At 63.1% G+C, this 445-nt stretch carries 1 protein-coding gene; it reads left to right on the top strand.

Features of this window, described 5'->3' with window-relative positions; genetic code table 11:
* The coding region (locus G3I71_RS53085; RefSeq protein WP_164325187.1) for an ABC transporter substrate-binding protein at positions 1 to 445 on the top strand (445 nt) is incomplete at both ends.

Here is a 445-nt window from a genome sequence, read left to right as displayed (position 1 = left end):
GGTCGCCGTGGTCTGGGCCAATACCGAATTCGGCAAGGGCGCCCACACCGCCTTCATGGACGAGGCCAAGAATTACGGGTTCGAGATCGTGGCCGACCTGCCCACCGAACAGGCGCAGACCGATTTCTCGGCCGATGTGGTCAAGCTGAAGGGGATCGAGGCCGACGCCGCCTTCGTCTATCTGACCGAAGAGGAAAGCGCCCGTTTCCTGCGCGAGGCGCGCAAGCAGGGCGTGACCCTGCCGCTGGTCGGCGAGACGACGCTGATCGGGCATAAGGTCATCGAACTGGCGGGCGACGCGGCCAACGGCGCTATGGGCCATGTCGGCCTGACCCCCGACGCCAATATCCCCGCGATGACCGACATGGTCGAGCGGTTCAAGCAAAAATACAACTACACCCCCGACCACAACGCCATAAAAGGCTATACGGCAGCGCATGCCATC

Origin of the sequence: Streptomyces sp. SID12501, from assembly GCF_010550245.1 — a bacterium.
Lineage (GTDB): Bacteria > Actinomycetota > Actinomycetes > Streptomycetales > Streptomycetaceae > Streptomyces.
The sequence above is the reverse complement of the archived record's forward strand: the minus strand, read 5'-3'. Positions and strand labels throughout refer to the sequence as shown.